The sequence below is a fragment of the Yersinia alsatica genome, assembly GCF_902170305.1.
Lineage (GTDB): Bacteria > Pseudomonadota > Gammaproteobacteria > Enterobacterales > Enterobacteriaceae > Yersinia > Yersinia alsatica.
Map to the genome: position 1 here is coordinate 56,761 of NZ_CABHWW010000009.1, position 26,495 is coordinate 83,255.

Here is a 26,495-nt window from a genome sequence, read left to right on the forward strand (position 1 = left end):
AATAAAAACCCGGAAGGGATTTATATAACATGTTGATTTTAATCTAAAAAACAACAAATCATGCAAATAATAACCCACCCTTTATATTAAATTTGCAATTAGTGGTGAATTTCTCAGGTTTTGGTCTATATTGGTTAGAGATGTTTTTTTATAGCAAATCCTTGATTTATAGTCATCTCTGCTACAAAAAAACATACCGAAATCTCGCTTTGAATAAAGGGACTCGCTAGCTATGACATTAGCTATAGAAGACAAACGATTAATCGGTTTATCCCTATATTTATTACTGCTTAAAAATGCAGTAATGCTTTTCTGTTTTAGTAAAAAATTATTAACAAGCACGATTTTAGTATTGCTTGCGATAACTAAAAGCGGTAGAAAATACCTACCAAGAAAAATCATCATACAAATAAATCTAACTGGATAACGTTGTTACCCACTATTGCAGTTATCTGCTATGTGATGGGGGGCATGTCGTTTTCAGTCGGTTGTACGGCATTAAAGGTTACAGGATAAATATCTGGCAGCAGATTGATGGTAATTAAAATGTAAAATCAGAATTCGAATGAAGAATCTGGCAGGAATACAGGAGGATGCACTTAAATTCTGAAACACGCTAATTAACAGGCCAATGCCTATTTTTATCAGCAATAACAAGGGATAACGCTTTATAGACAAGTTATAGGGCTTATAGGTTGTTTTTCTTAATCTCACTTTCACTTTCTTAACCAGATACAGGAGGGCTTATGCAGCTCACCCCAAGAGAAGTTGAAAAGCTCATGATCTACACGCTGTCTGATGTGGCGTTCAAACGCAAAGCGCGTGGCTTGAAACTCAATTATCCGGAAGCCGTTTCTATTATTACAGTGACAGCAATGGAAGGGGCCAGAGATGGCAAATCCGTAGAAGATGTCATGAAAGAAGCCAGCAAAGTTCTCACTAAAGATGATGTGATGGACGGGGTAGCTGATCTGATTCCGAATGTTCAGGTTGAAGCAATTTTTACTGACGGTAGCCGTTTGGTCACGGTGCACGATCCCATTAAATAATTAATGGTAAGAGCAACGGCAGCATGCGAGTAAAACCTGAATTGAATATTGCAGAGGATTAAAGCATGAGCGCAAAGAAAGGCACTAGCACTAACCACACTAAAGGCATTAATACTGAAGGCACAACAGAAAAAAACACGCCCCTTGGGGGCTGCATTTTAGCTGATGCGCCGATTACCTTTAATGAGAATAAACCTGTTACCAAAGTGAAGGTCCGCAATACCGGTGACCGGCCCATTCAGATAGGTTCTCATTTTCACTTCTTTGAAGTTAACCGCGCACTTGAGTTTGATCGTACCGCAGCTTTTGGCAAAAGGCTGAATATCTCTTCGACGACGGCAATCCGTTTTGAACCCGGTGACGAAACTGAAGTTTCGCTAATTCCTTTCGGTGGTAAGCAAACACTGTATGGCTTTAACAATCTGGTCGATGGCTGGACCGGTGAAGGTGTGGTGCCAAATAGTGAGCGCCCGGATAAGCTAGAGGCTATCCGCCGTGCGGCTGCACGTGGTTTCAAGTCATCATCTAAATAACACCTTATCTCAATGAAACATCATCGAAATTCGCATACGTGTAATTAGGTAATCCATTACACGCACCGGAAAAAGAAAGGAGCGACAGATGCCTCAAATTTCTCGGCAAGAATACGCGGGTCTATTTGGCCCAACGACTGGCGATAAAATACGTTTGGGTGATACCAATCTGTTTATCGAAATCGAAAAAGACCTGCGTGGATATGGTGAAGAGTCGGTTTACGGTGGCGGTAAGTCACTGCGTGACGGGATGGGGGCGAATAACCATCTGACCCGCGACAACGGTGTACTGGATTTAGTGATAACCAACGTCACTATTGTTGATGCCCGCCTCGGGGTTATCAAAGCAGACGTGGGTATCCGTGATGGTAAAATTGCCGGTATCGGTAAAAGTGGTAACCCGGGCGTGATGGATGGTGTGACTCCGGGAATGGTGGTCGGGGTGAGTACCGATGCTATTTCAGGCGAGCATTTGATTCTCACCGCCGCCGGTATTGATACCCACATTCATTTGATCTCTCCGCAACAGGCATATCATGCTCTCTCCAATGGGGTTGCCACCTTCTTCGGTGGGGGGATTGGCCCAACGGATGGCACTAACGGCACAACCGTAACCCCTGGCCCATGGAACATCCGCCAGATGCTGCGTTCAATCGAAGGTTTACCGGTTAACGTGGGTATTCTGGGTAAAGGTAACTCTTACGGACGTGGCCCTCTGTTAGAACAGGCGATAGCCGGTGTTGTGGGCTATAAAGTCCACGAAGACTGGGGTGCGACTGCCAACGCCTTGCGCCATTCACTACGAATGGCGGATGAAATGGATATTCAGGTTTCCGTGCATACCGACAGTTTGAACGAATGCGGGTATGTGGAAGATACCATTGATGCATTTGAAGGCCGCACTATTCATACCTTCCATACCGAAGGTGCGGGTGGGGGTCATGCGCCGGATATCATCCGAGTCGCCAGCCAACCTAACGTGCTACCAAGTTCCACTAACCCAACCCTGCCATACGGTGTTAACAGTCAGGCTGAACTGTTCGACATGATTATGGTGTGCCATAACCTTAACCCGAATGTGCCAGCTGACGTCTCCTTCGCTGAAAGCCGCGTCCGTCCAGAAACCATTGCGGCAGAAAACGTACTGCACGATATGGGGGTTATCTCCATGTTCTCCAGTGACTCACAAGCCATGGGACGTGTTGGGGAAAACTGGCTGCGGGTGATGCAAACAGCGAATGCGATGAAAGCATCGCGCGGTAAATTGCCAGAAGATGCCGCGGGTAACGATAACTTCCGCGTCCTGCGCTATGTGGCAAAAATCACCATTAACCCAGCTATCGCACAAGGTGTCAGCCATGTTATTGGCTCCGTCGAAGTGGGTAAAATGGCCGACCTGGTGCTGTGGGATCCGCGCTTCTTCGGCGCTAAACCTAAGCTGGTTATCAAAGGCGGCATGATCAACTGGGCTGCGATGGGTGACCCTAACGCATCACTGCCAACGCCACAGCCAGTGTTCTATCGTCCAATGTTTGGGGCGATGGGCAAAACCATGCAAGACACTTGCGTCACCTTCGTTTCTCAGGCTGCACTTGATGATGGTGTGAAAGAGAAAGCTGGGTTGGATCGTCAGGTTATTGCGGTTAAAAACTGCCGTACCATTTCTAAACATGATTTGGTGCGTAATGACCAAACACCACACATTGAAGTGGACCCAGAAACCTTTGCGGTGAAAGTGGATGGCGTACATGCCACCTGTGAGCCAATTGAAACAGCGTCAATGAACCAGCGCTACTTCTTTGGCTAATGGATGAGTCTGGACGCAAATCCAGTTTATATAAGCATTCAGCTTGCCCATGGTAACTGTCATCTGGCTCTTGGATGGGGCGATCAACAATTGCTGGGATGAATGACACAGAAAGGGATTTCATTACTGTGGGCAACTGACAGACGCAAGGAGTCAATAACATGATTTTGATAGAGCACATTCTTGGCAATGTGAAAAAAGATCCGGTTTGGCAGGCGAAGCTCAAAGATGCCACTTTCGATCTTTTGGTCTTGGATCAGCGGGAAGCGCAAAAAAGCCGCTGCCGTAAACTCAGTACCCAAGGTCTGGATCTCGGTATTTCTCTCGACCGACACGTTGTTCTTGCTGATGGTGATGTGCTGGCATGGGATGAAAAAACCAATGTCGCGGTAGTGGTACAAATCAATTTGCGCGATGTGATGGTGATTGACTTAAGCGAGTTGAAAAGCCGTTCACCGGATGAGCTGATTAAAACCTGTTTTGAGCTTGGACACGCGCTGGGTAACCAGCACTGGAAAGCGGTCACTAAAAATAATGAGGTTTATGTGCCTCTGACTGTTGCCACCACCATGATGGACTCTGTCATGAGAACTCATGGCTTCCAACATTTGCCTTTCCGTTTTGTCAAAGGGGCGGAGATTCTGCCATTGCTCAGTAATTCTGAGGCCCGACTACTGTTTGGCGGCGCAGAAGACACCGACACCCATGTTCATGTCGCCAGTCCTCTGGATGAACCACATGGTTCCGGTTTACATATTCACGGCATTCATTCTCACGGTGATGGGCATTCGCATAGCCATGATAGCCATTCGCATAGCCATGATAGTGACCACGGTCATAGCCATAGCCACGGCGATCACGACCACGATCATAAACACTGATCCGGCAGGGAGGCACCGCAATGAATGCATCAGATCTCATTCGTATCATGCAATTTGGTGATTCCGTACTGCCGGTCGGGGCCTTTACGTTTTCCAATGGTGTGGAATCGGCTATCCAGACCGGTGTCGTGCATGACGTGCCGACACTAAAAGGCTTTGTGCTGACGGCGTTAAAGCAGGCCGCGAGCTGTGATGGTATGGGGGTGGTTGCTGCTCATCGAGCCGTAGTCGCCGATGATCGTGACGGCATTATCCGAGCTGATTGGGCGGTGAATAACCGCAAGTTAAATGAAGAAAGCCGCTTGATGGCAACCCGAATGGGGAAAAAATTGGCTGAGATGTCCATTCATGTGGTGGAGCATCCACTGATTAGCTGGTGGCTGGAGCAGATAAAAAGTGGCAATACCGCCGGGACTTACCCCGTGACGCAGGCGGTGGTCATGGCAGCGCAAGGGATTGGGCAGCGGGAAGTGGTCGTGATGCATCAATATGGCGTGGCGATGACGATATTAAGTGCGGCTATGCGCTTGATGCGCGTGACCCATTTCGACACTCAGCATATTTTATTTGAATTAAATCATGATATTGAGAAGTTCTGTGATATTGCCGAAATTGGCGATATTGACCAGATGTCTTCTTATGTCCCTATTGTGGATGTTTTGGCGGCGGTGCATGTGAAAGCGCACGTTCGCTTATTTAGTAATTAACCAGAATGAATTCTGAGTACTGGGTTTTTCTGCCGACCGAGTACAGACCAACATCAGATTAAAATAAAGAGGATTATCCCGTGAATAGCCATTCAACCGACAAACGCAAAAAGATAACCCGTATTGGTATTGGTGGCCCGGTAGGTTCAGGTAAAACCGCCATTATTGAAGTGATTACCCCTATTTTGATTAAACGGGGTATTAAGCCACTGATTATTACCAATGACATCGTGACGACTGAAGATGCCAAACAGGTGAAACGTACACTGAAAGGTATTCTGGATGAAGAGAAGATCCTTGGGGTGGAAACGGGCGCTTGCCCGCATACTGCGGTGCGTGAAGACCCGAGCATGAATATTGCTGCGGTTGAAGAGATGGAAGAGCGCTTCCCTGAAAGCGACCTGATTATGATTGAAAGTGGCGGCGATAACCTGACACTGACCTTCAGCCCGGCACTGGCCGACTTCTATATCTATGTTATTGACGTGGCTGAAGGTGAAAAAATTCCGCGTAAAAATGGCCCAGGTTTGGTGCAAGCCGACATTCTGGTCATCAATAAAATTGACCTCGCCCCTTATGTCGGTGCCAGTCTGGATGTGATGGAGAGTGACACTAAAGTGGTGCGCGGCGAACGTCCTTATATCCTCACCAACTGCAAAACCGGACAAGGTATTGAAGAGTTGGTGGATATGATTATGCGCGACTTCCTGTTTACTCACGTACAGCCGCAAGGAGAGCACGCATGACATCGCAGAGCCAGAATATCGTGGAAACTCCTTCACGGGTTCGTGCTCACGCATTAGGTGTTAACGCGCCGGAATTAGCGAAATATCAGGACGAACCGGCGCAAATGCGTAGCGGGGCAGTAGGGAAAAGCGGCTATCTCAAACTGAGATTTGCCAAACGTGAACATCGCAGTATTTTGGCGGAAATGGAAAGACGCGTGCCGTCGTTGGTGCAAAAGGCGTTGTACTGGGATGAAGAGATGCCGGAATTACCTTGTGTCACCATGATTTCCACGTCGGGCTGTATTTTGCAAGGCGACCGGCTGGCCACGGATGTGCTGGTGGAGGCGGGGGCTTGTGCTCATGTCACTACCCAGTCGGCAACCAAAGTTCACATGATGAATGCGAATTATGCTTCACAGATACAGAATTTCACGGTGGAAGAGGGGGGGTATCTGGAGTTTATGCCGGACCCACTCATCCCTCATCGTAATTCTCGCTTTATTACGGAGACCACGATTCATATTCATCCTACGGCGACAGCGATTTATTCAGAAGTGCTGATGTCCGGGCGTAAATATCATCATGAGGATGAGCGCTTTGGCTTTGATGTTTATTCATCGCGAGTCGCCGCACACAATCCGGCAGGTAAAGAGCTGTTTGTTGAGAAGTATGTATTGGAACCGAAGTCAGAAAGCCTTGATGCCATTGGCGTAATGCAATCATTTGATGCATTTGGCAATGTGATTTTATTAACACCTAAAGAGCACCATGACCGCATTCTGGCGCGAGTCCCGGCCCATTTCGATATCAAGGGTGGGATTGCCAGTGGGGCGACTCGCTTACCCAATGACTGCGGCATTGTGTTTAAAGCACTGGGTATCGACAGTGCCGGGGTTAAGGCTGAAATACGGCAGTTCTGGAAAATAGCGCGTGAGGAAATTCTCGGCATTACATTGCCGGAAAAATTCTTATGGCGCTAAGGTGCCACCTAATATCACTTACTGTTGTAGTAAACCATCGCGACATCAGTAAGTGATTCGGGGAACGAGAGCAGCGAACACCGCTGCGGCTTCAAGTAAGAAGGGGTTACCCAAAGTAATTGAAGTTGCAGCAAGGCAGCAAACGAGAGACTCCCGATGAGCTTACATCAGTAAGTGATTCGGGGAACGAGAGCAGCGAACACCGCTGCGGCTTCAAGTAAGAAGGGTAAAATAATGAATGCGAAAACGGGCAATCAAACCGGCTGGGCACAACTCAGTGCTTCAAATGTTTTCATTGAATTTATCGATACAACGCTGCGCGGCTGTGCTCAGGTTATGTTCCAGAATAACCCGCTGACGGGGCTATTCTTCTTCATTGCGATATTTGTCGGCGCTTATGGCGAGGGTAATCCGGCGGTGGCCTATGGCTGTGTGCTGGGGACGGTGGTTGCAACATTTACCGGGCTAACTATGCGCGACCGTAAATCATGGCGCTCGGGGCTATATGGTTATAACGGGTGCCTGGTCGGCGCGGCATTACCTACATTTTTGGTTGCCACACCGGTTGTTTGGGCTTGTATTGTCTTGGGCAGTATCGTGTCAGTGATTGTAATGGCTTGTATCGCTGATATTTTAAAAACCTGGAAAGTAGCGGCGTTAACTGCACCTTTTGTTCTCACCACCTGGATAATATTACTGGCCAGCTACGCCTTTGCCGGTCTCCATAGTAGTGGGTTGCCGACACCAGCGCTGCCGCATGAATTTGTTTTAGATGCTGGAGCACCCGCGGCGGGCAATATTTTCGTCAGTATGTTTAATGGCATCTCTGAAGTCTTCTTATTAAGTAGTTTGATTGGCGGCATTATTTTTGTCATCGGGTTGGCTGTCGAATCACTCTGGGCCGCAGTGTTTGCTCTAGGTGGATCACTACTGGCACTCTTCACCGCCATATTCCTTGGTGCCGATCCCGCCAGTATTGATACCGGGCTTTATGCTTTCAGTGCCGTGTTAACGGCTATCGCGTTAGGTTCGACTTTTAATAAACCCAGTTGGCGAGTTTTGGCTTATACCATTATCGGCGTTATTTTTACGGTGATCGTGCAGGGCGCTCTAAACATCTTATTGTCACCTATCGGTATTCCTACCTTGACGATGCCTTTTGTTCTGGCTTCGTGGTTATTCCTGGTACCGAATAAAGATGTTATGCCAGCACATAGACAATAGCGTTTTATTCTGGAGTACGTATATGACGACTGGAATAGAGAAACGTAGTGCCTTCGGTGATCCGCAAACTAAACGGCGTGCAATCTATTTGCTGATCGGCTTATTAGTAGTTAACGGGTTGGCATGGATTTGGGCCTTTACGGAATTTAATAATAACGCGGTATTGATGGGCATGGCATTTCTGGCTTATAGCTTTGGCTTGCGCCATGCAGTCGATGCTGATCATATCGCTGCTATTGATAACGTGACTCGCAAACTGATGCAGCAGGGGAAAACACCGATTGCGGTCGGGACGTTTTTCTCTCTCGGTCATTCAACTATCGTGATATTAGCATCATTGGCCATTGCTGCGACGGCGATGGCATTTAAGAATAATATGGAGTGGTTCCATGAAACTGGGGGATTGATCGGCACCCTGGTTTCATCGGTATTCTTGTTACTGTTTGCCTTTCTGAATTTAACCATCCTGATTTCAGTGTATAAAAAGTTCAAACAGGTCAAAGCGGGCCATGTGTATAAAGATGACGAACTTGACCTACTGGTGACCAACAATGGTGGTTTGCTCGCCCGTATTTTCAGGCGAGTGTTTAATATGGTCAATAAAAGCTGGCATATGTATCCGGTTGGTTTTTTATTTGGCTTAGGTTTTGATACGGCTACGGAAATTGGTGTATTAGGGCTCTCCGCCGCGAGCGCAAGTCACGGCATAAATTTGTGGTCAATAATGGTTTTCCCGATTTTATTTGCTGCTGGCATGGCTTTAATCGACTCACTCGATAATTTTGTGATGATTGGTGCTTATGGTTGGGCTTTTTCTAAACCGGTACGAAAACTGTATTACAATATTACTATCACGGCAGCCTCGGTTATCATTGCTTTCTTTATCGGCGGTATTGAAGCTTTGGGATTAATTGCAGACAAACTTAATTTAACCGGAGGAATTTGGACGCCAATTAATAATATCAGTGATAATTTAGGTGAAATAGGTTACTGGATTATTGGGATGTTTATACTGTGTTGGTTAATTTCCGCCATTAATTACTATGTTCGTGGTTATGATAAGCTGAGTATTAGTGGTTAATTTTTCATTGCAAAAAATAAGGCACTCATTAATGAGTGCCTTATTCGTCATATCTAATTTTTCAGATTACATATGATGTTTCTTAGCGAAATTTAAAATATCTTGTTTCATTTCGGACAGTTTACTTTCAGGGGACTTTTTACACACTTCGACTACTTTCGGTGTCACGATAGTGTCTGTCTCGTGAAAATCAACATAATCGCCTTTCTTATATTGAGTATCATCATTTAGTACCCAATAGACTACCGGAGTAAATGACTTAGGATTCAGATCCAGGAATTCTTTGCAGGTCATATCACTCGGGGTAGTAGCCGTTGCGCTAGTAGTTGTCGGAGTTGCTGCAAAAGTAGTGGCGGCAGCGGAAAGCAATAAACCAGTCAATGCAATATTACGAAGTGATTTGTAGGACATGCTTACTTCCTTATTTGTCTGTTAGAAATCCACAGAATTAAACTAAGGGTGATAAATATCACTCAGATATGATGACTCCGGCGTTATTATTTGCTGGAGTGCAGATATATTATTAGTTATAAGTGGATATAATGCCAATAATTAAATTCATTATCTGACTCATGATTCAGTATGCATAACTTTACAGGCTGTAAAAATAGCTTTAAACAGTATCTTTTTACGATAATAATTATAACCTTTCAGTTTAATTACGTTACGTTAATATTAGATGACTATAAGTGTAAATATCCCTATATATTCGATGAGTTTATCATTTGATTTTTATCAAAAATAACTGAGTTTGACCATGAATTATCTGAATTTTTATCTATACTTGATTTACCTATAACAATTTTAGTCACTCTATTGATGAAAATATTACAGGAAATTAAATCTAGGTTCTCGATACCACATTGCCTGGCTATCCTGGTGGCAATTAATGGATATCTGGTTTTAAGCCCAGTACTTTTCCGGGCTATCGCCCATTTTTCTGGAGTAACAAATGAGTTCAGTACTTGGAAGGAGGCGCTGAGTTTTCTTGAATTGTTTGAAATTCCAAGATTTATGATTGGTTTGGTACTGATATTGATGGCTATTGCTTTATCCATGAAAACCCGTATCGCCTGGTTTTTCACTGTATTGCTGTTATTTACCATTGTTTCTATCAATATCTTTATTCTAAAAGATCAAAATACACTGACGACTTATTCCATTGTGATTATTGTCGGCTTGCTCTTTTATTGGCGGAAGTTTAATTATCACAGCCTCGCCAGTGGGACGTTTTTTGCTATTGTGAGTATCGCTTCACTGATCGTTTATAGCATGCTGGGCACACTCTACATGGGCGATGAATTTGCGCCAGTAGTCACTGATTTACCGACAGCATTCTATTTCGCGATTGTTTGTATGTCTACGGTGGGGTTCGGGGATATTATCCCGCATACCACGTTGGCACGGATGTTTACGCTTACGGTGATTATTTCCGGTATTACTGTCTTTGCTGCTTCAGTTTCTTCTATTGCCGGGCCGATGATCAGTAATAATATCAAACGCATAGTTAAAGGTAGGGTTTCTGACGTGGAACGTAAAAATCATTTTATTATCGTGGGCACCAGCTCTCTGGCACTGAATGTGTATAACGGTCTACGAGATCGCGGTGATGAAGTTACGGTGGTGTGTGCTGTAGGTAGCCAACATAATTATCCATCTGATGCGGATATTATCGAGGGCGACCCTTCTTCAGTTGCAACATTGAAATTAGCCGGGGCCGACAAAGCAAAATATATTATCGCGCTGTGTGATAGTGATGCCGATAATGCCTTTACCATTCTGGCTGCTAAAGAAATCGCCGGTGAATCCACCAAAACCTTGGCATTGGTGAATGAAACCGAGAATATGAAGAAAGTTAAACGGGTTGAACCTAGCATGGTCTTCTCTCTGCCATTATTAGGCAGTGAGCTGCTGGTGAGAACCCTGAATGGCGATACCATTAATAATGAACTGATTACCGAGATGTTCTTTGGTAACTGCCAGAAGTTAGATTAATTTTATACTGACTGAGCCGCATCAGTATTCTTGTCATAATGTATAAAACACCCTCTATATGAGGGTGTTTTCATCTCTATTTCTCGCTAGGATAAAGCTATTCAGCCGCGGTTTGCGGCGCTTTTGGCTTCTCTTTTGGCCCCACCATCAAGCCCAATTCGACAGCGATAAAACCAACAATCAGACTGGCGACTAAATAGCAGATTGAGACAAAAACTTCACTCGGGGTTTTCATCATTTCGACGGCACCAAATACAAAACTGGAAAATGTCGAAAGTCCGCCCATTATCCCTGTTCCCACCATTAAGTGTACGTATTGGTTAATTTTACCGTTTTTAAAGCACGAGGTGGTTAGCCCTAATAAAAATGCAGCGATGATATTGGCGACAAAGATATCCATGGGGAAACCATCGGCCAGTCTTGGTACTGACATCATGATTAATTCACGACACATGGCGCCAAAAGCGCCACCAACAAAAACTAAAATAATAAGATTCGGCATAATCATTATCTCCGATTAATAAATCGTTTCTGCTCAATAAGCCAGCCAGGCACCGAATGCCGCTGCGGCCAGACCGACCAATACAGAAATAATCAGATATCCGGCAGCCATTGCTCTGCCGCGCGCTGTAGCAAGTTTTGCCGCATCTAATTGCATGCTACTAAAGGTGGTATAGCCCCCTAAAATACCGGTCAACACTGCAGCATTCATTAAATCGCCATAACGATCACGCCAGTCAATACTGAAAAGAATACTCAGATAGCCAATAACAAATGCTCCTGAAATATTGATGAGAAAAGTACCGAGGGGGAGATTACCTTTATATATCTTGCCAACACCGAGTCCTAGCCACCATCGTAAAAGTGAACCGATGCCGCCACCAAACCCTACCCACATTATGTCAATTGCAGTCATAACAAAGCCCTCAATGGCTATTCGTCAGAGTAGATATAATTGTAGTACAAATAATTTTAGAAATGTTCGAAGAGATCACTTTCATGGGCTGAAGATGGCGCTAAAATAGAAATGCCGTTTCAAAAATACGATAAATGGAGACAGAAGCCATCATGCCTTACAACGCAGATCCTTCCCGCTACAACCAAATGCAATATCGTTTTTGTGGAAAAAGTGGCTTGCAACTTCCCGCATTATCGCTTGGGCTTTGGCATAACTTTAGTTTTAACAATACATTAGAATCGCAACGAACGTTACTGCGCAAAGCTTTTGATCTGGGAATTACCCACTTCGATTTAGCCAATAACTATGGTCCACCGCCGGGTTCAGCTGAGCAGAATTTTGGTAAGTTGTTGCAAGACGACTTTAAGCCTTATCGTGACGAATTAATCATCTCGACCAAAGCTGGTTATAACATGTGGCCTGGCCCTTATGGTGCCGGGAGCTCACGAAAATATCTGCTGGCTAGCTTAGATCAAAGCCTAAAACGTATGGGGCTGGATTATGTGGATATTTTCTATTCCCACCGCGTTGATGAAAACACGCCAATGGAAGAAACTGCATCGGCTTTAGCTCAGGCAGTGCAAAGCGGCAAAGCACTGTATGTCGGCATTTCATCCTACTCTACTGAGCGCACCGCCAAAATGGTGGAATTATTGCAAGAGTGGAAAATCCCATTACTGATCCATCAGCCTTCCTACAATATTCTTAACCGTTGGGTTGAGCAGACGAATCTATTAGATACCCTGGATAAGCACGGTGTGGGGTGTATTGCCTTCACACCACTGGCGCAAGGGTTGTTAACTGGGAAATACCTCAATGGTATCCCGGATGATTCGCGGATGAAAAAAGAAGCCGGCGGCTCGCTGAAAGAAAACATGCTGTCCGCAGCAAATCTGCACAGCATCAAGTTGTTGAATGAATTAGCTGAACAGCGTGGGCAATCATTGGCACAAATGGCATTGAGCTGGTTACTGAAAGATAGCCGCGTGACGTCCGTTTTGATTGGTGCCAGTCGGCCTGAACAACTTGAGGAAAATTGTGCTGCACTGAATAATCTTACATTCACAGCGGCAGAGTTAACCGCTATTGATCAGCATGTTACCGACGGTCAGCTAAATCTGTGGCAAGCTTCATCAGACCGGTAATTTGAGGTTACAGAGTCTGTATTGGGAGTAATGCAAAAGCCGGAAAGTTTCTCCGGCTTTTTGTTGTCAGCAGCAGACTTACTATGGGGTCGTTGCGAGACCGACTTGCAGAAGTTTACCGTTGCTCTCATCGGTTAACAGATAAACATAACCGTCGGGCCCGACGCGCACGTCACGGATGCGTTCACCACGATCTCCTAGCAGGCGCTCCTCGGAAATCACTTTATCGTCATCGAGTTGCAAGCGAATTAACTCTTTCTGAGCCAATGCGCCAATAAACAACGAATGTTGCCAACTGGGGAAGCGAGCGGCATCATAAAATGCCATGCCACTGATACCTGGAGATTTTTCCCAATAGTATGCGGGCTGTTCGGTGCCATCGACATGAGTGCCTTTGGCCTCAGGGATGGCGAGGCCGGAATAGTTCACTCCGTGAGTTGCCAATGGCCAGCCATAGTTTTTCCCGGCTATCAGGATATTAATCTCATCACCGCCTTTAGGCCCATGTTCATTGGACCACATCACTCCACTCCATGGGTTAAGCGCCAACCCTTGCGGATTACGATGACCATAGGACCAGATCTCTGGCCTTGCGGGAGACTTATTAGCAAATGGATTATCTTTTGGTACCTTACCGTCAAGGGTTAGACGCACAGCTTTACCCTGATGTAAGCTCAGATCCTGGGCGGTAGGGCGCTGATTATTCTCACCCAAGGTAATAAAAATATGCTCTTGCTCATCAAAGGCCAATTTTCCACCGAAGTGATTGCCCGTCGATAATTTGGGCTGTTGGCGGAAAAATACCTTGAAGTTTTCAATCGCTGTGCCTTGAGGATTAAGGCGGCCATAGCCCACTGCGGTACCGGCTTTTCCCTCTTTCCCCTCCTCAGCGAAACTGAGGTATACGCGGCGATCTTGAGTAAATTTCGGTGATAAGGCCACTTCGAATAGGCCGCCTTGCCCCTTGGCATAAACTGCGGGCACCCCTTGCAACGGGGCTGATAATGGCTTTCCTGGCTGCCATAAACGCAATTGCCCGGCGCGTTCAGTAATGAGAATTCCGCCGTTATCAGGCAAGAATGCCAGTGACCAGGGATGATCAAGCCCATCTTGTAATTCAGTGACTGTTACTGTGGGAGAAGGGGCGGCTAACACGGGCGTCGAGATAAACACACTGAGCAAGAGCAATCTAACTAATTGCCAGCTCAGGCGATAGGTCGGTGTTCTATTTCCAAATAACGTCATCACTCACTCCATAAATGTGCAAACACCTGTTAACTTTAGAGTATTAATAGAAAATCGGCTATTTCGAATCAAAAACCTGTGATGCTGAACAGCAGATTAGCGGCGCAGTGATAGTTAAAATAGTGGCATGGACTTCGCTTCACGAATAAAGCCGTCAGCAAAAACTGCGATAAAAAGTGGAAAAGTTTGGATGAAACGATTATCAAACCAATAAGATTCCCTAATTTATCCTTTCAGATGTTTCAATTCATTTTTACTGTTTTATTTTGTTGCTTATCAATAGGCAAATAAAAACTAACCATATGAAATACAAATGAATTAAACTTAATTCGCCGAGCAAAAAAATAATCATTTTGCGATGAGCATCACATTGTAATCGCTGAGAAATGTGAAGAGCATCAATATGAAAAGTCAATTAGAGACGATTATAGTGATGCTCGAATTACTGGCTTGTATGTCAACTCCGTATACTGCCGACAACCAGAAACAATGGAGCTGGGCAAGGGGCACGATAGAGTACAGATAAAGGGAATTCACCATTGCACTGGCATATGAATAACTTGTGTCTTTTGAACCTCAAAAGGTGTTGGGTATGGAAAAGAAAAAAATTTATCTATTTTGCTCAGCCGGTATGTCGACCTCGCTACTGGTTTCCAAAATGAAAGTACAAGCAGAGAAGTATGAAGTGCCAGTGGTTATCAATGCTTACCCGGAAGCGCTGGCAGCACAACATGGTAAAGAAGCAGATGTCATCCTATTAGGGCCGCAGATTGCTTACATGTTGCCAGAAGTCACCAAAATGTTCCCTAACAAACCCGTTGAAGTGATTGACTCGATCCTTTACGGCAAAGTCGATGGTTTAGGGGTATTAAAAGCTGCTGTTGCCGCAATAAAAAAAGCAAAACAATAAGGGGAGCACTGTGAGCGCATTTATTAATTCTCTGGAAAGGGTCATATTGCCCTTCGCCATTAAGATTGGCAAACAGCAACATATTAATGCTATCAAGAATGGGTTTATTCGGCTGATGCCATTAACTCTGACGGGTGCAATGTTCGTTCTTATCAATAACGTGTTCTTAAGCTTTGGCGAAGGGTCGTTTTTCTTCTCGATGGGCATCCGTTTGGATGCCGATACCATTACCACCCTCAATGGTTTTAAAGCAATTGGCGGCAACGTCTATAACGGTACGCTCGGCATCATGTCATTAATGACGCCATTCTTTATCAGTATGGCCTTGGCCGAAGAGAAAAGAGTCGATCCGCTGGCTTCGGCTCTGTTGGCCATCGCGGCCTTTATGACCGTAACACCTTACAGTGTTGGCGATGCTTATGCCGTCGGTGCCAACTGGTTGGGTGGCGCGAATATTATCTCGGGTATCATCATCGGCTTGGTAGTGGCAGAGGTCTTTGCCTTTATCGTGCGACGTAACTGGGTTATCCGCTTGCCAGACAGTGTGCCGACTTCTGTTGCCCGCTCGTTCTCTGCGCTGATTCCTGGCTTTATCATTCTTTCCATTATGGGCGTCATTGCTTATTCCCTTGGATTGCATGGCACTAACTTCCACCAGATCATCATGGACACCATTTCAGCGCCGCTGTCGAAAATGGGCAGTGTGGTAGGTTGGGTGTATGTCATGTGCTCTTCACTGTTGTGGTTCTTCGGCATACACGGTGCGATGGCCTTATCGGCACTGGAAAGTGGCATCATGATGCCGTTTGCCTTGGAAAACGTAGCGACTTATACCCAATATGGTTCGGTCGCAGCGGCAGTAGCGGCGGGTAAAGAGTTCCATATGTGGGCCAAACCTTTCGTTGACTCCTATATCTTCCTGGGCGGCACCGGGGCAACACTTGGGCTGGTTATTGCTATCTTTATCGGCTCCCGCCGTGAAGATTATCGTCAGGTAGCAAAACTGGGTGCGCCAGCGAGTGTGTTCCAGATTAACGAACCTATCTTGTTCGGCTTGCCAGTCATTATGAACCCGCTGTTCTTTATTCCGTTTATCTTGGTTCAGCCGGTCTTGGCAATTATTACCTCAATCGCGTATTACACAGGTTTTATTCCGCCAATCACCAACATTGCACCTTGGACCATGCCGGTCGGCTTGGGAGCATTCTTTAATACCAACGGCAGTATTGCTGCGATGCTGTTAAGTCTGTTCAACCTCGGGGTTGCCACCATGATTTATCTGCCGTTTGTGATTATTGCTAACAAAGCACAGAACGAGATAGACCGTGAAGTTCAAAGCGAAGAAGAGATAGCTGATAGCTTGAAATTTTAATCAGTAACCCTATTGAATGTACAAGGCTGGAGGCTGGAATGAAATATCAATTTCCCGATGATTTCTGGTGGGGTAGTGCCACTTCTGCAACCCAATCTGAAGGGGCGTCATTGCAGGATGGCAAGAGCAAGAATATCTTCGATTATTGGTATGACATTGCACCAGAACGTTTTCATGACCAGATTGGCCCGGAAAACACCTCCAGCTTTTACGATAATTATCAGCAGGATATCCTGTTGTTAAAACAGCTGGGACATAATACTTTCAGGACATCGATTTCATGGTCGAGGCTGATCCCGAACGGTGACGGCGAGCTTAACCCTAAAGCCGTCACCTTCTATAACGCGGTAATTGATTCCTTATTGGCGCAGGGCATCACGCCCTTTATCAACCTCTACCATTTTGATATGCCACTGTGTATGCAAGAGAAGGGAGGCTGGGAAAGCCGCGCAGTAGTTGATGCTTATGCACGCTATGCCAAAATCTGTTTTACTCTGTTTGGTGATCGGGTAAAACACTGGTTTACCTTCAATGAGCCGATTGTGCCGGTTGAAGCGGGTTATCTCAATGACCTACATTACCCTTGTGTGGTTGATTTTAAACGGGCCGTAACTGTGGCCTATCACACGCTACTGGCGCATGCCAAAGCGGTGGAAAACTACCGGGAACTGAAGCAAGGTGGTGAGATTGGTATCATTTTGAACCTTACTCCCACATACCCTCGTTCCGACAGTGAACCAGACTTGGTTGCCGCCAACTATGCAGATTTACTGCTTAATCGCAGTTTCCTCGACCCGGTGACTAAAGGTGTTTATCCCGAGGAGCTTATCGCGCTACTGCGCGAGCATGACTTGCTCCCACAGATTGAATCCGCTGATTGCCAACTTATTGCCGCTGGCGTCATCGACTTATTAGGGGTTAACTATTACCAACCAAGAAGGGTTCAGGCGCAAGATATTCCAACCCCGCGGGATCAGGTAAAAACACCAGAAGATTTATTTAGTTTCTACTCAATGCCCGGGCGGAAAATTAACCCCCACCGCGGCTGGGAAATCTATGAGAAAGGGCTGTATGACATCCTGATCAATCTGAAACAGAACTATGGCAATATCCCCTGTTATATCTCCGAGAATGGCATGGGTGTTGAGGGGGAAGAGCAATTTCTCACCCCATCTGGCCGAGTTGACGATGATTACCGCATTGAGTTTATTCGCGACCACCTGCAATGGTTACATCAGGCATTGCAAGAGGGCAGTAACTGCAAAGGCTATCATTTGTGGACCTTTATTGATTGCTGGTCCTGGCTCAATGCTTATAAAAATCGTTATGGATTAGTCCGGTTGAATATTGCGGATCAGTCGCGAGTGATAAAGAAAAGTGGCTATTGGTTTGCGGATGTCGCAAGGCAAAAAGGCTTTAATTAATTGGAGCAATAGTATGTTTGATTTAGATAAAATCGTTGATGATGTGCAGCCGACTGATGAGCTGGAAGATGTGGTTATGGGGCTGATCATTAATGCCGGGCAAGCACGAAGCTTGGCTTACAAAGCATTAAAGCATGCCAAAACGGGCGACTTTGTCCAAGCCAGTGAGCTGATGGCACAATCACGCCTGGCACTGAATGAGGCGCATCTGGTTCAAACTAAGCTTATTGAAGCAGACCAAGGCGAGGGCAAAACCAGAGTCACTTTAGTTTTGGTCCATGCGCAGGATCATTTAATGAACGCAATGTTAGCCCGAGAGTTAATTGCCGAGTTGATCGAATTGCACCAGAAGATAGACTGATTCCCCAGCATTAATATTCGTTGTTTTAAATGAGTGAAGGTAAATAAGATGGAAGTCAGATTAGTACGTGAAAAAGACTTTTTTAACGGAAAAGAGTTCCATCTGTTTATTTATAACAAAACGGAGAGTGCGACCGGATTACATCAGCATGACTATTATGAGTATACCCTGATATTAACCGGTATGTGTTATCAGGAAATTAACGGTAAGCGGGTGTTTTTAGAACGCGGCGATTTCGTTTTTATTCCTATGGGTTCTCATCATAAAAGTTTCTATGACTTTGGTGCGACACGAATTTTAAACGTTGGGATCAGAAAGAGCTTCTTTGAAGAGCACTTTTCCCATCTGCTCTCAAGGCCTATTGTCGCCTCGCAAGCTTATCGCCTAAAAGGTGATTTTCTCTCTTATATTGAATCGGCTATTTCTGCACCGCACTTTAGAGAAGATGAACTTGCTGAGTTGGTTGAGCTGCTGACATTTTATGTCACTAACCGCATCAGCCATTACAAAGAGAGTGACGTCAACGACGATATTCCACAGTGGCTGAAAAATAGCATCGACAAAATGCATGATAAGTCGATGTTTGGTGAGAAAGCGCTGGTGAATATGATTGAGCTGTCCGGTAAAACACAAGAATATCTTACCCGTGCCACCCGGCGTTATTACCAAAAAACCCCGATGCAGATTATCAATGCAATCAGAATCAACTTCGCTAAAACCCAGCTTGAAATGACGAACTATTTTGTTTCCGACATTGCCTTTGAAGCAGGATACAGCGATACCACCTTATTTATCAAAAACTTCAAAAAACTGACCTCTTTCACACCTGGGAATTACCGCAAGAAATTCAACTGTGTCAGAGAGGGATTATCCGATTAGTTCTGGCTGAATATTCTCTGCCGGAATAGGCTTATAAGGCATCCTCGATGGAAAAGTTACTTATTGTTAATGCTGACGATTTTGGTTTATGCAAAGGCCAAAGTTTTGGCATTATTGAAGCATTCCGCAATGGTATTGTCTCCTCGACCACAGCAATGATGAATTGCGCGGCTATTTATCATGCGGCAGAACTCAGCAAACAAAATCCTGACTTACCGGTAGGAATGCATTTTGTTCTGACCTATGGCAAACCATTAACGGCCATGCCCTCTTTGGTTGATGCCAACGGGAAATTGGGTAAATGGCTGTGGCAGCGTGCCGAGGCTGGGGAGCTGAATTTAAATGAAATAGCTCAAGAATTGGCGGCGCAGTTTGATAAATTTGTTGCTGTGTTTGGCCGTTTGCCCACCCATATCGACAGCCATCACCATGTTCATATGTTGCCACAGATTTATCCGCTGATTGAGTCTTTCGCCCGCGAGAAAGGGGTTGCGCTGCGCATTGACCGCAACGAAGCACAACAGCAGGGAATTTTGCTCAATAAGCCGCGCAGTACCGAATGGTTTGATGCCGGTTTTTATGGTGAGCAACTCTCGGAGCAATCATTTTTACAACTACTGGATCATGCAGACCAACAGGGGATTAATTCACTTGAAGTTATGTGTCATCCGGCGTTTGTCGATAAAATCCTAATGACCAGTGGCTATTGTTACCCACGACTAACCGAATTAGATATTCTCACCTCGCCGACGTTAAAACAGACTATTGAACAGCGCGGCTATAGATTGGGATCGTATTTAGATTGTTGATTTGGGTTGGGTCATCCGCCAACTGAAATAGTAAATATCAGCTACATTATTAATGTCATGTCTGCTGATGCCGATAACCATGGTGCGTACTTAACGTTGTGATAAGGATTGGTCCAATGGTTATAAATGCAAGCTTGCCAACATCGGCCGCTGCAACAAATGGCAGTAAAAATACAGCAAGTGCAGGTAACTCTCTGGCATCTCAGATAAAAGATGTTATGGCAAAAATCGTTGAGGTAACTCAAAAACTCAAGGATGGCATCAACATGTCTGAAGACCAGCGGAAAAGCATCCAGACACAATTAACGATGCTACAGCAGCAATTAGCGGAATTACTGCGCCGTCAGGCACAGCAAGAGGAAGCAGAGAGCAGCAATATGGTCGATAAAACAGATAAGAACAAAGTAAAGGAATCAAATATAGATATTTATATTTGATTAGCCGACGATAGATAAATTAGACGCAATCTCCTAATTTCTGGGCCTCTTTTAAGAGGCCTTTTCTATAGAATAATCATGTCTCTTAAGCTTGGATTACTTTTCTTATTACATAGCGACTAAACCAACTTGCTCGGACTACTACAGACACAAAAAAGCCCGCGACCTAGGATGGATGCGGGCTTTTTGTACTCTAACCGGACTTATCTGGTAATAACCGGTTTAACATTTGGTGGAGCTGGGGGGATTTGAACCCCCGTCCGAAATTACTACACCGTCGGCACTACATGCTTAGTCCAATCATTACATTCGCCGGCCAGCTGCGGATGGACACGCTACTGACAAACTATCCTGATTAGTTTTAATGCTTCCACCCCAGGCAAGGTTTCCACACGAGCTCTTTTAGGTTTGACCTCTCTTGATCCCCGTCCTAAGAGCGGAGGCTAGGGAGAGAGGGCTCTAAGCAGGGTATTAAGCTGCTAGTGCGTAGTTTTCGTCGTTTGCGACTATTTTTTTGCGGTTTTTTACGAGGCCACCGCACCTCGGCATGCACCTTGGGTTTCGCGAATCCCGTCGAATCCAGAATCAGCCCCAAAGAACTTCGCTAGTATAACAGAACTATGTCCTGCTAAGCCAGTGACTTAACGATTTGCGTGCTTCATGATGCGCGCTTTGTCCAACTTCCACTCGCGATCACGAATATCATCGCGTTTGTCGTTGTCTTTCTTACCTTTGGCCACACCGATTTTAATCTTCGTCCATGCATTTTTCCAATACATGGAGAGTGCGACCACAGTATAACCTTCACGATTGACCCGCCCAAACAGGGAGTCCAATTCGCGCTTGTTTAGTAGCAGTTTACGAGTACGCATTGGCTCGCAGACAACATGAGTCGACGCCACGTTCAACGGCGTAATAGTGGCACCAAACAAGAATGCCTCACCGTTTTTAAACATAACATAGCTGTCACTGATGTTAGCTTTGCCCGCACGCAGTGATTTTACTTCCCAACCTTGCAATGCAAGACCCGCTTCGAATTCCTCTTCAATGAAGTATTCATGGCGGGCACGTTTATTTTGCGCAATGGTTGCGGAACCGGGTTTGTATGCTTTTTTCTTTGTCATAGTGTTGATCATTATACTGTATGCGCGGGCGAATGAAATCCTTTACCGCAGGATGCCAGTGCATTTTGTCTCATTTGTTGCATGGAATGCCTAGCAGATTTTTTGTATGGCGGTGGATAAATGGTATTATCAGTGCGTTTTATGTCTCACAGGAAATGTTATGCCACAGATTAGCCGCTCTGCGTTGGTCCCATTTAGCGTAGAACAGATGTATCAACTGGTTAATGATGTTCGCTCTTACCCAGAATTTTTACCTGGTTGTACCGGAAGCCGGGTTCTTGATGCCACTGAAAATGAAATGACGGCCGCCGTCGATGTTGCTAAGGCCGGGATCAGTAAAACGTTCACAACACGCAATACATTAACTGATAACCAGAGTATTGATATGCAACTGGTTGATGGGCCGTTTCGTAAATTGATGGGGGGATGGCACTTTACCCCATTGAGTGCAGATGCCTGTAAAGTTGAGTTGCACCTCGATTTTGAATTTACCAATAAGCTGATTGAGTTAGCTTTTGGTAAGATCTTCAAAGAATTAGCTGGGAATATGGTGCAAGCGTTCACCCAGCGAGCTAAAGAGGTTTACAGTGCCTGATATTCGCGTTGAGGTAGTTTATGCCTTACCTGAACGCCAATACTTGCGCACGGTTTCCCTTGCTGCGGGAAGTACGGTTGAGGATGCTATCAATGCATCTGGTTTGCTTGAATTGCGGTCAGATATTGATCTGACAGAGAATAAAGTGGGTGTTTACAGCCGTCCGGTAAAGCTTGGCGATAAAGTTAATGATGGTGATCGCGTTGAAATATACCGTCCATTAATTGCAGATCCCAAGGAATTGCGTCGGCAGCGCGCTGAACAAGCAAAAAAATAAGGCACAATCTGCGCCTTATTTTTTGTTGTAGCCCTGGACTGCTATTGAAGAAAAATGAGCGCCATCACGTGGCGATATAAACAGTAATAGACTTAGCGCCTAAAACCATCATTAACATTCATTTCCTCAATCTGCTCTGCAATCTTCGGATAAATTAACTTCCTGCTAATGTTGGATCATTTTTGATATCAGTCAGCACACCACTGCTATCGAAGGTCAACGTTAGTGTTTGTTGGGTGACTTTCTCGTGGCCAGGTTGCTGGCGGAATACATAGAACCAGGTTTTTGTACCAAACGGGTCCTGTAACATTGGGGTGCCTAAGGTATATGCCACTTGTTGCTGAGTCATACCCTTATGAATTTTGGACGCGTCATTAGGTGATAAATAGTTACCCTGATTAATATCAGGCCGGTAGACCACCTTCTCCAGCGTTGAACAACCCGCAGTAAGCATTGCAAGCATCACAGCGGCGGCAGTCAGCATTTTACAGCGCATAGTAATCACATTCCTTTAGGGCGTAGGATGACGATGATAATAGACCTTGCAGCAGTTGGAAACCTTTACAGGGCACCTGTATGACCTCTGGAAAGGAAAAAAGTTAATCTTTTCTACGCTGCGAGCAATTCTTTTGCATTTGCCAAGGTGTTTTTCGTCACTTCACTACCGCCCAGAAGGCGCGCCAACTCTTGCAAGCGGGCTTTTTTATCCAGTCGATGCATATGTGTTTCGGTTTCAGTGCCATCAGTTTGTTTACTCACAAAGAAATGTTGATGACCACAACCTGCAACTTGTGGAAGGTGAGTCACACACATAACTTGAGTTGATTCACCTAGCTGGCGCAATAGGCGGCCCACTATGGCTGCCGTTGGTCCACTGATACCCACATCAACTTCATCAAAGATAAGTGCAGGAGTGTCCATTTTACGCGCTGTAATGACCTGAATAGCCAATGCGATGCGAGAAAGCTCACCACCTGAGGCCACTTTAGCTAGCGGTTGCAATGGCTGACCCGGGTTGGTCGTCACACAGAATTCTATGCGAGTTGCCCCTTCAGCACTGAGGTGCTCAGGTTCAAATTGAGTTTCTATTGTAAATCTACCGTGTGGCATAGACAGCTCATGCATGCTTTCGGTAATCAGTGCCGCCAATTCATTAGCATAATGTTGACGTTCTTCATGCAGCCGTTTAGCTATGGCTAATGCATGCTGATAGTGAGTATTGACCGCATGGCTGAGTTGCTCATGATCATTTTCTTGCTGTGAGAGTTGTTCTTGCTCATCCAGCAGTTGTTGGTGGAACTGTGGCAGCTCTTCCGGTGCAACATGATGCTTGCGGGCCAAGTTTAGTTGGCGAGATAACCGCTGTTCCAGTTCATACAGACGATTAGGGTCCATATCAAATTGTTCAGCATAGTGGCGCAATTCATCACTAGCCTCACTGATTTGGATGGAAGCCTCTTCCAGCATATTCAGCAGATTGTTAAATTGCTCGTCCATTCCCACCAGTTCAGTTAATTGATGTTTGGCTGAGTAAAGTTGACTGAGAATATTATTTTGCTCATCGTCTGATAGTAGCTGCAATGTCTGTTGGCTGAGTGACAACAACTGCCCGCTGTTTGCCAGGCGCTTATACTCAACATCAATTTGTTCATACTCCCCAGCTTGTGGGGCAAATGAATTGAGCTCTTTCAACTGATATTGTAGGAGTTCACGGCGAGCATTACGCTCCAGTGACTGTTGCTGATGCAGTGCTAGCGCGCGGCAGCTTTGATGCCAGATTTGATAGGCAGCTTTCATTTCAGCGAGCAAAGTAGATTGGTCTGCATAGGCATCTAACAGTTGCTTCTGATGGTCGGGTCTTAGCAATAACTGGTGGGCATGTTGGCCGTGAATTTGAATCAGATGCTGGCCCAGCTCTCGTAATTGGGACAGAGGAACGGCGGTTCCATTAATAAATCCTCTTGAGCGGCCATCGGTGCCAATAGCGCGCCGCAGCAGGCATTCATTGCTGTCGTCAAGATGATTATTTTCTAACCACTGGCGAGCTGATGGAGTGTCTGCCAGTGAGAAGCGCGCGCAGATATCGGCACGAGTTGCTCCTAAACGAACCATACTGCCATCTGATCGGCTGCCAAGACACAACCCCAATGCATCTATAGCGATGGATTTACCCGCCCCCGTTTCACCAGTAATTGCCGTCATTCCGGGTTGAAAATCAATTTCTAACTCACGCACAATAGCAAAATTACTGATAGTTAATTGGGCCAGCATGGTAAATCTCCTGTACATAAACACATGGCTGTATTCGAATACAGTATAAACTGGTTTTATATACAGTAAAGTCCTTGAGTCACTTTTTAGAATAATTTTTTTGACCAGCCCAGTTTTGTACTTAACGTATTGAAATAGCTGTAGTCCTTAGGGTGAATAAGATTTAGGTGAAAATCACTGCGGCGGATTAAAACCTCTTCCCCTTCCTGAATTGGCAGGGCTATTTGGCTGTCACAGCTGATTTCCAGGTCGCTGGTAATTTGAGAAAACTTTAAGCGGATGGTGCTGCTACTATTAATAACCAGTGGGCGAGCTGTCAGCGTATGAGGGAACATGGGAACCAAGACGATGGCATCCAATGTTGGTGTTAAAATTGGGCCGCCCGCGGAAAGTGAATAAGCCGTTGAGCCGGTGGGAGTGGCGATAATCAGGCCATCGGAACGCTGTGAGAATGCGAAGCGGTCATCAATATATACTTCGAATTCAATCATATGGGCCACTTTGCCAGGGTGCAAAACAACTTCATTGATTGCTGTGCTGATACGACTTTGCTGATGGGTTCGTGTCACTTGGGCTTCCAGCAAAAAACGTTGCTCGCTAAGGTATTCGCCCTCCAGCACGTCCGAAAGTTGTTGCTGAGCATTATCCGGGTCTAAATCGGTCAAAAAGCCGAGATTGCCTCGGTTGACACCAATGACTTTGATATCATAACGGGCAAGTACCCGAGCGGCACCGAGCATATTGCCATCGCCGCCGACCACCACAGCTAAATCGGCTTTTTGGCCGATATCAGCCAAACTACCGGTAACGGCGTCGGTTAAATTGAGATCTTTGGCAATCTGTTGTTCGACCATGACGTCATAGCCTCTGGCGTTTAGCCAGTGGTAGAGCATTTCATGGGTGGCAAGTGCGGCCGGGTGCCGTGGGTGACCGACAATACCAATACAATTGAATCTTTTATTATTCATTGCCGTGATTTTCCTCACTGGGGCATCTTTTACCCCACATTATGACCGGTTCCCTTGAATCCCCGGTTTTGATCCCCATAATAAGCCAAGTAGCGAGATTAATGCTAAAACGCGGAGATATCCATGAGTAGTAAAGAACAGAAAACACCAAACGAGCAAGTCTCGGAAGAAATGGAAAATGCAGCAGAGCAGCAAGTGGAAGCAACACAAGAGACGGGTGAAGGTGTAGAACCGCGTGTTGCCGAGCTTGAAGCGCAGTTGGCTGCAGCCATACAGCGTGAGCGCGAAAGCTTGCTACGCGCCAAGGCTGAAGTTGAGAATATCCGTCGTCGTACTGAATTGGATATAGAAAAAGCGCATAAGTTTGCTTTGGAACGATTCTCAGCTGAATTATTGCCAGTGATCGACAACTTAGAACGTGCGCTGGATACAGCCGATAAGAGCAATGCTGAGTTGACGTCGATGATTGAAGGTGTCGAGCTGACCCTAAAATCATTGCTTGATGCAGTCGGTAAATATGGTATTGAGGTGGTTGGTGACACTAATGTGCCGTTTAATCCCGAAGTTCATCAGGCGATGACAATGCTTGAATCTGCTGATCATGAGCCAAATCAGGTCATGATGGTTATGCAGAAAGGCTATACATTGAATGGTCGTCTATTACGCCCAGCAATGGTTGCGGTATCTAAAGCGAAAGCTTAAGGTGTCCTGACAGTAAAAAGGCACCTTTGTGGT

General features: G+C 45.5%; 29 protein-coding genes and 1 other RNA gene. 21 read left to right on the top strand and 9 right to left on the bottom strand.

What is annotated here, in order from left to right; genetic code table 11:
- Positions 1–746: 746 nt before the first annotated feature.
- From FTA96_RS05005 to FTA96_RS05045, 9 genes are all read left to right on the top strand, one after another.
- Positions 747–1,049 (top strand): urease subunit gamma, encoded by a 303-nt coding sequence (locus FTA96_RS05005; RefSeq protein ID WP_002215288.1) that lies wholly within the window; start codon positions 747–749, stop codon positions 1,047–1,049.
- A 65-nt stretch (positions 1,050–1,114) separates the two neighbouring features.
- Positions 1,115–1,582 (top strand): urease subunit beta, encoded by a 468-nt coding sequence (ureB, locus tag FTA96_RS05010; protein ID WP_050108257.1) that lies wholly within the window; start codon positions 1,115–1,117, stop codon positions 1,580–1,582.
- A gap of 88 nt (positions 1,583–1,670) precedes the next feature.
- Positions 1,671–3,389 carry an urease subunit alpha gene (locus FTA96_RS05015; protein WP_050108256.1) on the top strand — a complete coding sequence of 573 codons (1,719 nt, stop codon included), beginning with the start codon at positions 1,671–1,673 and terminating at the stop codon, positions 3,387–3,389.
- 161 nt (positions 3,390–3,550) lie between these two features.
- Positions 3,551–4,270, top strand: coding sequence for an urease accessory protein UreE (gene ureE, locus FTA96_RS05020; protein ID WP_050108253.1), 720 nt, complete (start codon positions 3,551–3,553; stop codon positions 4,268–4,270).
- A 20-nt stretch (positions 4,271–4,290) separates the two neighbouring features.
- Positions 4,291–4,977 (top strand): urease accessory protein UreF, encoded by a 687-nt coding sequence (locus tag FTA96_RS05025; RefSeq protein ID WP_050108252.1) that lies wholly within the window; start codon positions 4,291–4,293, stop codon positions 4,975–4,977.
- An 80-nt stretch (positions 4,978–5,057) separates the two neighbouring features.
- Positions 5,058–5,723: an urease accessory protein UreG gene (ureG, locus tag FTA96_RS05030; RefSeq protein ID WP_050108250.1), complete on the top strand. Its 666-nt coding sequence runs from the start codon at positions 5,058–5,060 to the stop codon at positions 5,721–5,723.
- On the top strand, positions 5,720–6,685 hold the full coding sequence (locus FTA96_RS05035; protein ID WP_050108248.1) for an urease accessory protein UreD: 966 nt from the start codon (positions 5,720–5,722) through the stop codon (positions 6,683–6,685). The genes ureG and FTA96_RS05035 overlap by 4 nt, the downstream gene beginning before the upstream one ends.
- 234 nt (positions 6,686–6,919) lie before the next feature.
- Complete coding sequence (yut, locus tag FTA96_RS05040) at positions 6,920–7,909, top strand: urea transporter (protein ID WP_050108246.1); 990 nt, start codon at positions 6,920–6,922, stop codon at positions 7,907–7,909.
- A gap of 22 nt (positions 7,910–7,931) precedes the next feature.
- Positions 7,932–8,990, top strand: coding sequence for a HoxN/HupN/NixA family nickel/cobalt transporter (locus tag FTA96_RS05045; RefSeq protein ID WP_050108245.1), 1,059 nt, complete (start codon positions 7,932–7,934; stop codon positions 8,988–8,990).
- 66 nt (positions 8,991–9,056) lie between these two features.
- On the opposite strand, the gene hdeB is transcribed toward FTA96_RS05045, so the two are convergent.
- The gene (gene hdeB / locus FTA96_RS05050) at positions 9,057–9,401 is read right to left on the bottom strand and encodes an acid-activated periplasmic chaperone HdeB (RefSeq protein ID WP_004711572.1); all 345 of its coding nucleotides are present in this window, start codon (positions 9,399–9,401) and stop codon (positions 9,057–9,059) included.
- A gap of 408 nt (positions 9,402–9,809) precedes the next feature.
- Between hdeB and kch the strand changes: the two genes are divergently transcribed.
- Positions 9,810–10,985, top strand: a complete 1,176-nt coding sequence (kch, locus tag FTA96_RS05055) for a voltage-gated potassium channel protein (protein WP_050108243.1) — start codon at positions 9,810–9,812, stop codon at positions 10,983–10,985.
- Positions 10,986–11,082: 97 nt separating this feature from the next.
- On the opposite strand, the gene crcB is transcribed toward kch, so the two are convergent.
- Positions 11,083–11,487, bottom strand: coding sequence for a fluoride efflux transporter CrcB (crcB, locus tag FTA96_RS05060; protein WP_050108241.1), 405 nt, complete (start codon positions 11,485–11,487; stop codon positions 11,083–11,085).
- A gap of 33 nt (positions 11,488–11,520) precedes the next feature.
- Positions 11,521–11,901, bottom strand: a complete 381-nt coding sequence (locus FTA96_RS05065) for a fluoride efflux transporter FluC (RefSeq protein ID WP_050151772.1) — start codon at positions 11,899–11,901, stop codon at positions 11,521–11,523.
- A 152-nt stretch (positions 11,902–12,053) separates the two neighbouring features.
- On the opposite strand from FTA96_RS05065, the gene mgrA reads away from it, so the two are divergent.
- Positions 12,054–13,088 (top strand): L-glyceraldehyde 3-phosphate reductase, encoded by a 1,035-nt coding sequence (mgrA, locus tag FTA96_RS05070; protein ID WP_050123016.1) that lies wholly within the window; start codon positions 12,054–12,056, stop codon positions 13,086–13,088.
- An 81-nt stretch (positions 13,089–13,169) separates the two neighbouring features.
- Here the strand turns inward: mgrA and FTA96_RS05075 are convergent, their stop codons facing one another.
- The gene (locus tag FTA96_RS05075; protein WP_145529488.1) at positions 13,170–14,333 is read right to left on the bottom strand and encodes a PQQ-dependent sugar dehydrogenase; all 1,164 of its coding nucleotides are present in this window, start codon (positions 14,331–14,333) and stop codon (positions 13,170–13,172) included.
- Positions 14,334–14,925: 592 nt separating this feature from the next.
- Between FTA96_RS05075 and FTA96_RS05080 the strand changes: the two genes are divergently transcribed.
- The 7 genes from FTA96_RS05080 to FTA96_RS05110 all read left to right on the top strand — a co-directional run bounded on the left by FTA96_RS05080 (position 14,926) and on the right by FTA96_RS05110 (position 20,525).
- The gene (locus tag FTA96_RS05080; RefSeq protein ID WP_050100871.1) at positions 14,926–15,243 is read left to right on the top strand and encodes a PTS sugar transporter subunit IIB; all 318 of its coding nucleotides are present in this window, start codon (positions 14,926–14,928) and stop codon (positions 15,241–15,243) included.
- A gap of 10 nt (positions 15,244–15,253) precedes the next feature.
- Positions 15,254–16,615: a PTS N,N'-diacetylchitobiose transporter subunit IIC gene (chbC, locus tag FTA96_RS05085; RefSeq protein ID WP_050123009.1), complete on the top strand. Its 1,362-nt coding sequence runs from the start codon at positions 15,254–15,256 to the stop codon at positions 16,613–16,615.
- Positions 16,616–16,653: 38 nt separating this feature from the next.
- Positions 16,654–18,039: a glycoside hydrolase family 1 protein gene (locus tag FTA96_RS05090; protein WP_050123006.1), complete on the top strand. Its 1,386-nt coding sequence runs from the start codon at positions 16,654–16,656 to the stop codon at positions 18,037–18,039.
- Positions 18,040–18,052: 13 nt separating this feature from the next.
- Entirely contained in the window at positions 18,053–18,400 is a 348-nt protein-coding gene (gene chbA, locus FTA96_RS05095; RefSeq protein ID WP_050108229.1) for a PTS N,N'-diacetylchitobiose transporter subunit IIA, read from the top strand.
- 48 nt (positions 18,401–18,448) lie between these two features.
- The gene (gene chbR, locus FTA96_RS05100; RefSeq protein WP_050123005.1) at positions 18,449–19,279 is read left to right on the top strand and encodes a transcriptional regulator ChbR; all 831 of its coding nucleotides are present in this window, start codon (positions 18,449–18,451) and stop codon (positions 19,277–19,279) included.
- A 47-nt stretch (positions 19,280–19,326) separates the two neighbouring features.
- Positions 19,327–20,088: a chitin disaccharide deacetylase gene (chbG, locus tag FTA96_RS05105; protein WP_145573294.1), complete on the top strand. Its 762-nt coding sequence runs from the start codon at positions 19,327–19,329 to the stop codon at positions 20,086–20,088.
- A gap of 116 nt (positions 20,089–20,204) precedes the next feature.
- A complete protein-coding gene (locus FTA96_RS05110) occupies positions 20,205–20,525 on the top strand; it encodes a FlxA-like family protein (protein WP_050123003.1) in 321 nt (106 codons plus the stop codon).
- Positions 20,526–20,755: 230 nt separating this feature from the next.
- On the opposite strand, the gene ssrA is transcribed toward FTA96_RS05110, so the two are convergent.
- Together ssrA and smpB are read right to left on the bottom strand one after the other, a co-directional pair.
- Positions 20,756–21,118: a transfer-messenger RNA gene (ssrA, locus tag FTA96_RS05115) on the bottom strand.
- Positions 21,119–21,166: 48 nt separating this feature from the next.
- Positions 21,167–21,649: an SsrA-binding protein SmpB gene (gene smpB / locus FTA96_RS05120; protein ID WP_032910756.1), complete on the bottom strand. Its 483-nt coding sequence runs from the start codon at positions 21,647–21,649 to the stop codon at positions 21,167–21,169.
- A gap of 160 nt (positions 21,650–21,809) precedes the next feature.
- Here smpB and FTA96_RS05125 point away from each other — a divergent pair, with 160 nt between their 5' ends.
- Positions 21,810–22,244 carry a type II toxin-antitoxin system RatA family toxin gene (locus FTA96_RS05125; RefSeq protein ID WP_032910744.1) on the top strand — a complete coding sequence of 145 codons (435 nt, stop codon included), beginning with the start codon at positions 21,810–21,812 and terminating at the stop codon, positions 22,242–22,244.
- A complete protein-coding gene (locus tag FTA96_RS05130) occupies positions 22,237–22,521 on the top strand; it encodes an RnfH family protein (protein ID WP_050123002.1) in 285 nt (94 codons plus the stop codon). The genes FTA96_RS05125 and FTA96_RS05130 overlap by 8 nt, the downstream gene beginning before the upstream one ends.
- A gap of 154 nt (positions 22,522–22,675) precedes the next feature.
- On the opposite strand, the gene bamE is transcribed toward FTA96_RS05130, so the two are convergent.
- From bamE to nadK, 3 genes are all read right to left on the bottom strand, one after another.
- Positions 22,676–23,017, bottom strand: coding sequence for an outer membrane protein assembly factor BamE (gene bamE / locus FTA96_RS05135; protein WP_050108164.1), 342 nt, complete (start codon positions 23,015–23,017; stop codon positions 22,676–22,678).
- A gap of 113 nt (positions 23,018–23,130) precedes the next feature.
- Positions 23,131–24,792 carry a DNA repair protein RecN gene (gene recN, locus FTA96_RS05140; protein ID WP_186371140.1) on the bottom strand — a complete coding sequence of 554 codons (1,662 nt, stop codon included), beginning with the start codon at positions 24,790–24,792 and terminating at the stop codon, positions 23,131–23,133.
- Between the two features lie 86 nt (positions 24,793–24,878).
- Complete coding sequence (gene nadK / locus FTA96_RS05145) at positions 24,879–25,760, bottom strand: NAD(+) kinase (RefSeq protein WP_050108158.1); 882 nt, start codon at positions 25,758–25,760, stop codon at positions 24,879–24,881.
- 123 nt (positions 25,761–25,883) lie between these two features.
- On the opposite strand from nadK, the gene grpE reads away from it, so the two are divergent.
- The gene (gene grpE, locus FTA96_RS05150) at positions 25,884–26,462 is read left to right on the top strand and encodes a nucleotide exchange factor GrpE (protein ID WP_050108155.1); all 579 of its coding nucleotides are present in this window, start codon (positions 25,884–25,886) and stop codon (positions 26,460–26,462) included.
- The last annotated feature ends 33 nt before the right edge of the window (positions 26,463–26,495 follow it).